Genomic DNA, 5801 nt, shown 5'->3' with positions numbered 1-5801 from the left:
GGGGGGAGCGGCTTCGGGGCGGTCCACGGGCCGTGCCGTGTAGCCGGTCCTCTCCACCGTGGCGATCAGATCCGCGAGGCCGGTCCCCGGGCCGTAGGAGACCCGGGCCTTCTCGGTGGCGTAGTTGACGGTGGCGGTGACGCCGTCCATCCGGTTGAGCTTCTTCTCGACGCGCGCCGCGCAGGAGGCGCAGGTCATCCCGCCGATCGAGAGCTCGGCCCGCGAACCCTCCGCCGTCGGGGTCTCGGCCGCTGTTGCGCTGTGCATGTCCGAACTCCTGAAATGCCGACCGGGCCGTTCCCCACCAGTATCTGCTGGTGGGTCCGGCCCGGCGGCAAAGGGGGTGATTCGGCTGTATTCGACAGGCCGGTGGTGCCCGATGGTGCTCAGGCCCGGCCGACGAGCTCGTAGCCGGCCTCGTCGACGGCGGCGCGCACGGCGTCGTCGGACAGCGGGGCCCCGGAGACGACGGTCACCAGGCCGGTGGAGGCCACGGCCTTCACCGAGGTGACGCCCTCGATGCCGGAGACCTCTTCGGAGATGGCACCCTCGCAGTGGCCGCAGGTCATGCCGGACACCTGGTAGACGGTGGTCACCGCGCCCTCCTGCGCTCCGGTGTCCGCGCTGTCGTGGCAGGAACCGGTGGACGAGCAGCAGGAGCCGGTGGCCTGGGGGAGCTGGGTCTCGGCGGTCATGGTGTTCTCCTCTTCGACGGACGCGGAAGGTTGCGGTGCCGGGGCCCTCCGGGAGCTCCCCGGCGGCCCGACACGCATCACTATATACCCCTAGGGGGTATGGATGCGAGCCCCCGGCCGGTGATTCGGTCCGGCGGCCCGTGCACCCCGTGCCAACGACCGCAGCCAGGCCAGTGCGACGAGCGTGATCACGACGAGGCCGCCGACCGAGAAGAGGGTGAACAGGTGCTGCTGCTCGGCGGTGGGGGCCGGCATGTATCCCTGGGCGAAGAGCGTCCGGCTCAGGCCCGTCCCGGTCACCCTGGCGACCAGCCAGATCGCGATGCCGTGCATCGAGTCCCAGAGCGAGTGCAGCACGGCGACGCCGAGATATGCGCCGATCACGGGCGCGGCGAAGCGGAAACGCCCGTTCGGCTGCCGGAAGGAGAGGAGCACGCCACCGGCGATCGCGGTCCACAGCCCGTGCCCGAACGGTGCGAGCACCCCGCGCAGCACCTCGGTCTCCAGCAGGGCGCGCAGGTCGATGCCCTTCATGGTGACGGCGGCGTTGAAGGCGTAGCCCGCGCTCTCGAAGGCGGCGAACCCGAACCCGACCGTCGCACCGAGCACCAGCCCGGCCCGCATGCCGCGGACCCGGGGATGGCGGCGGAGCACGAGCATCAGCGCCGCGAGCTTCACCGCCTCCTCGATCAGTCCGACGCCCAGGAACATCCAGAGGGACGGGTGCAGCAGGTAGTACTCCATGACGGAGGCGCCCAGCACGCCCAGGATCCCGCCGGTCAGGAAGCAGCCGAGGATGAGGTTCGCGCCGAGGTCGCGGCCGTGGCGCTCGTGCGCCCACAGGACGAAGACGGCCGGGACCAGGAAGCTGCCGAGCAGGATGAGGGTCGGCAGCAGGGTGGTGTTCCGGGTGGCGTACGTGACGATCGCGGTCAGCAGCCAGAGGGCGATCCCGCCCCACAGGCACCGTTTCCAGAGTCCGGGGCGTGGCCTCGGCTGCTTCCTGACCGGCGGGATCCTGGGCGTGCTGGGCGCCTCCGTCATGGAGTACTACCTGCTGCACCCGTCCCTCTGGATGTTCCTGGGCGTCGGACTGATCGAGGAGGCGGTGAAGCTCGCGGCGCTGATGCTCCTCATCCTCGGCTGCTTCCTGACCGGCGGGATCCTGGGCGTGCTGGGCGCCTCCGTCATGGAGTACTACCTGCTGCACCCGTCCCTCTGGATGTTCCTGGGCGTCGGACTGATCGAGGAGGCGGTGAAGCTCGCGGCGCTGATGCTCGTGCTCCGCCGCCATCCCCGGGTCCGCGGCATGCGGGCCGGGGTGTGGACGGACGAGGCTGGACGAAAGGCTGGGCGACCGGTGCGAGCAGTGGTGTTCGAGGAGTTCGGGCAGGAGGCGCGGGTCCGGGAGGTACCGGATCCGAGCCCCTCCGAGCAGGGCGTCGTGGTCCGGGTCGAGGCCACCGGGCTGTGCCGCAGCGACTGGCACGGCTGGATGGGGCACGACCCGGACATCACCCTGCCGCACGTGCCGGGGCATGAGCTCGCCGGTGTGGTCGAGGCGGTGGGCGGAGGCGTCGTCAATCGGAAGCCCGGCGACCGGGTCACCGTGCCCTTCGTCTGCGCCTGCGGCCGCTGCCCCGCCTGCGCGGCCGGGGCCCAGCAGGTCTGCGAACGGCAGACCCAGCCCGGCTTCACCCATTGGGGCTCGTTCGCCGAGTACGTGGCGCTGGAGCAGGCCGACGTCAATCTGGTCCCCGTGCCCGACGGACTGTCCTTCGCCACGGCGGCCGGCCTCGGGTGCCGGTTCGCCACGGCGTTCCGGGCGGTCGTGGCGCAGGGCCGGGTGGCGGCGGGGGAGTGGGTCGCGGTGCACGGCTGCGGCGGGGTCGGCCTGTCCGCCATCATGATCGCGGTGGCCTGCGGGGCCCGGGTCGTCGCCGTCGACGTGTCGGCGCGGGCCCTGGAGCTGGCGCGGAGGTTCGGCGCGGCGGAGTGCGTGGACGCGTCCGGGTACCCGGGCGGSGCGGACGGGGCGGTCCGGGAACTGACGGGCGGGGGCGCCCATCTCTCGCTCGACGCGCTGGGCTCCCCGGTCACCTGCGCCGCATCGGTGCGCAGCCTGCGCCGGCAGGGCCGCCATGTGCAGGTCGGTCTGCTGCCCGAGGCGGCCGGTGACCCCGTGGTGCCCATGGCCCGGGTGATCGGCCTGGAACTGGAGATCCTCGGCAGCCACGGCATGGCCGCGCACGCCTACCGGCCGATGATGGACATGGTCCTGGCCGGCACCCTCCGCCCCGACCTGCTGGTGACCTCCACCATCGGCCTGGACGCGGCCCCGGCGGCACTGGCCGCGATGGGGACGGCGCCGGGGGCGGGGGTGACGATCATCGAACCGTGGCCGTCGCGGCCCTGACCGGCCCCTTCCCGACCGCCGCCGCGACGCGGCGGCGGAAGCGGGGGCTACGGGAAGGGGAGGGGCCTCACGCGGTTCGGGCCCGCGTGCCAGAGCGCCGACCAGGTGGCCGGGGTGACCCGGCCGGTCGGGACGAGCGGCGGGTGGTCCGCCTGGAAGCGCTGCACGGCGACGAGCGTCTGCGGCCCGAACGTGCCATCGACCGCGGACCACGGCAGGTAGTGGCGGTTGGCCAGCATGCACTGGACCTGCGAGACGCGCTCGCCCCGCTCACCGGGGCCGGTCGGCCCGTCGCCGTCGTAGAAGGCGCAGACCGGGCTGGAGCCGGGCGGCGGCGCGGGATTGCCGGTGTCGGCCGAGGCCTCCGGCGCCGAGACGAGGGCGGCGGACAGAAGGGCCGTGGTCAGGGCGGTCGCGGCCGCCCGGCGGGGCGACGGCATCTTTCGGATCATGGCGGGTTGCTCCCTGTGCGGTGGTGTGGCGTACGGCGCCCGGCCGGGACCGGGCACCGGCTTCCCACCGAGGACAACACCGCGCACCGCCGGTACGTCACTGCCCCGGATCGTTCGGCGTGTCCGGAGCCCGGCCCGGCCCGCCGCCCGCCGGGGCCGCGCCGCCGCCCCGCGGTCCGCCGCAGGAACGGAGGAACTCCCGGGTGCGGCGGGCGATGGGGAACGGCCGGTCGGGCGGACACGGGTACATGTCCTGCTCGACGATGGCGAAGAGGTCGACGTCCAGCTTCCGGGCCGCGGCGAGCACCGGTTCCAGCGCGGGCACCCCGCCCGGCGGTTCGCACATCACGCCCCGGGCCACGGCCGGTCCGAACGGCACCTCCTCCGCCACGACCCGGGCCAGCACCTCCGGATCCACCTGCTTGAGATGCAGGTAGCCGATCCGTTCGCCGTAGGTCTTGATCAGTTCGACGCTGTCGCCGCCGCAGTAGGCGTAGTGCCCGGTGTCGAGGCAGAGCGAGACCAGGTCGGGATCGGTGGCGTCGAGGAAGCGGCTGACGTTCTCCTCGGTGTCGATGTGGGTGTCGGCGTGCGGATGGACGACGATCCGCAGCCCGAACCGGTCCCGCACCTCGCGGCCCAGCCGCTCCGTCTGGGCGGTGAGGTCGCGCCACTGCTCCGCCGTGAGCTCGCGGTCCTCCAGGACCTCGCCCGTCCGGTCGTCGCGCCAGAACGAGGGGATGACCACCAGATGCCCGGCCCCCATCGCCCGGGTGAGTGCCGCGATGTCGGCGACATGCGCCCAGGTCCGGTCCCAGACGCCCGGCCCGTGGTGCAATCCGGTGAAAACCGTTCCGGCCGAAACCGTGAGCCCCCGGCGGCGGGTCTCCTCGGCGAGGCGGGCCGGGTCGGTCGGGAGGTAGCCGTACGGGCCGAGCTCGATCCACTCGTAACCCGCCGCGGAGACCTCGTCGAGGAAGCGCCGCCAGGGCACCTGCCGCGGGTCGTCGGGGAACCACACCCCCCACGAGTCGGGTGCCGAACCGATGCGGATGCGGGACGGGGCGGGCGCCGAGGACGTCATGGCGCCCAGCCTTCCGGCCGGGGCGGCGAGTGTCAATCATTCGTCCGTATGTCCGGACAAAGCATTGACACGATTGCGGGGCAGGGTTAGACCTGGGGTCAGTCGCCCCCGGACGCCGGTCGAAGGGATGCTCATGCCTGAGCCGTACGACGTGATCACCATGGGCCGGATCGGGGTGGATCTCTACCCGCTGCAGACCGGGTTGCCACTGGCCGAGGTCGACACGTTCGGAAAGTTCCTGGGCGGCTCGCCGACCAACGTCGCCGTCGCGGCGGCCCGGCTCGGACGGCGTACGGCGGTGGTGACCCGCACGGGCCGGGACGCCTTCGGGGAGTACCTCCACCGGCAGTTGCGGGAGTTCGGGGTGGACGACCGGTGGGTGACCCCCGTCGACGCGTACCCGACACCGATCACCTTCTGCGAGATCTTCCCGCCCGATGACTTCCCGCTCCACTTCTACCGCCGGCCCAAGGCCCCCGACCTGGAGATCCACCCCGGGGAACTGGACCTCGGAGCGATCCGCGCCGCCCGGGTCTTCTGGATGACGGGCACCGGGCTGTGCGCCGAGCCGAGCCGCGCCGCGACCCTCGCCGCCCTGCGTGCCCGCGACCGGTCCGGCACCACCGTCTTCGACCTCGACTGGCGCCCGATGTTCTGGGACGAGGCGGAGGAGGACGCGGCGGAGGACCCCGGCCCCGCGCCCCGTTCCGTCCCCGCCGCCCGCTACCGCGAGGCCCTCGCCCACGCCACCGTCGCCGTCGGCAACCTCGACGAGTGCGAGATCGCGACCGGTGAACGCGAACCGCGCGCGGCGGCCCGCGCCCTGATCGACGCCGGGGTCGAACTCGCCGTCGTCAAGAAGGGCCCCGAGGGCGTGCTCGCCGTCCACCGCGACGGCACGGTGGCCGACGTGCCGCCGCTGCCCGTCGAGGTCGTCAACGGCCTCGGCGCCGGGGACGCCTTCGGCGGGGCGCTCTGCCACGGACTCCTCGCGGGCTGGGACACCGGCCGCGTCATGCGGTACGCCAACGCCGCCGGCGCCATCGTCGCCTCCCGGCTCGCCTGCTCGTCCGCCATGCCGTTCCCGTACGAGGTCGAAGCGGCCCTGGCCGAGGGCGCCGTCGTCCCCCGCCCCACCGGAGCCGCCCCATGAC

General features: G+C 73.3%; 7 protein-coding genes. 2 read left to right on the top strand and 5 right to left on the bottom strand.

The genetic code is table 11. The annotated features are described in order from the left end of the window. The 3 genes from EAO76_RS45995 to EAO76_RS10245 all read right to left on the bottom strand — a co-directional run. Positions 1-267: cation transporter (locus EAO76_RS45995; protein ID WP_148835682.1), on the bottom strand; the 267-nt coding region annotated here is incomplete at its 3' end. Between the two features lie 119 nt (positions 268-386). Then, positions 387-695, bottom strand: coding sequence for a heavy-metal-associated domain-containing protein (locus EAO76_RS10250; protein WP_148835465.1), 309 nt, complete (start codon positions 693-695; stop codon positions 387-389). Between the two features lie 90 nt (positions 696-785). After that, positions 786-1739, bottom strand: a complete 954-nt coding sequence (locus EAO76_RS10245) for a PrsW family intramembrane metalloprotease (RefSeq protein WP_148835462.1) — start codon at positions 1737-1739, stop codon at positions 786-788. 316 nt (positions 1740-2055) lie between these two features. On the opposite strand from EAO76_RS10245, the gene EAO76_RS10240 reads away from it, so the two are divergent. Next, positions 2056-3111, top strand: a complete 1056-nt coding sequence (locus tag EAO76_RS10240) for a zinc-dependent alcohol dehydrogenase family protein (RefSeq protein ID WP_148835681.1) — start codon at positions 2056-2058, stop codon at positions 3109-3111. Positions 3112-3158: 47 nt separating this feature from the next. Here the strand turns inward: EAO76_RS10240 and EAO76_RS10235 are convergent, their stop codons facing one another. Together EAO76_RS10235 and EAO76_RS10230 are read right to left on the bottom strand one after the other, a co-directional pair. Continuing rightward, positions 3159-3563: a peptidoglycan-binding protein gene (locus tag EAO76_RS10235; RefSeq protein WP_148835460.1), complete on the bottom strand. Its 405-nt coding sequence runs from the start codon at positions 3561-3563 to the stop codon at positions 3159-3161. A 97-nt stretch (positions 3564-3660) separates the two neighbouring features. Beyond that, positions 3661-4647, bottom strand: a complete 987-nt coding sequence (locus EAO76_RS10230) for a sugar phosphate isomerase/epimerase (RefSeq protein ID WP_148835680.1) — start codon at positions 4645-4647, stop codon at positions 3661-3663. A gap of 133 nt (positions 4648-4780) precedes the next feature. Here EAO76_RS10230 and iolC point away from each other — a divergent pair, with 133 nt between their 5' ends. Beyond that, a complete protein-coding gene (gene iolC, locus EAO76_RS10225; RefSeq protein WP_148835458.1) occupies positions 4781-5800 on the top strand; it encodes a 5-dehydro-2-deoxygluconokinase in 1020 nt (339 codons plus the stop codon). Position 5801 lies beyond the last annotated feature (1 nt).

The organism is Streptomyces sp. sk2.1 (assembly GCF_008120935.1).
GTDB lineage: Bacteria > Actinomycetota > Actinomycetes > Streptomycetales > Streptomycetaceae > Streptomyces.
This window is presented reverse-complemented; position numbering and strand designations above follow the sequence as displayed.

Bases quoted from the DNA above. Each gene is read 5' to 3' on its own strand.
- EAO76_RS10230 (WP_148835680.1), bottom strand. From the start codon at position 4,647: ATGACGTCCTCGGCGCCCGCCCCGTCCCGCATCCGCATCGGTTCGGCA.
- EAO76_RS10235 (WP_148835460.1), bottom strand. From the start codon at position 3,563: ATGATCCGAAAGATGCCGTCGCCCCGCCGGGCGGCCGCGACCGCCCTG.
- EAO76_RS10245 (WP_148835462.1), bottom strand. From the start codon at position 1,739: ATGACGGAGGCGCCCAGCACGCCCAGGATCCCGCCGGTCAGGAAGCAG.
- EAO76_RS10250 (WP_148835465.1), bottom strand. From the start codon at position 695: ATGACCGCCGAGACCCAGCTCCCCCAGGCCACCGGCTCCTGCTGCTCG.
- iolC (WP_148835458.1), top strand. From the start codon at position 4,781: ATGCCTGAGCCGTACGACGTGATCACCATGGGCCGGATCGGGGTGGAT.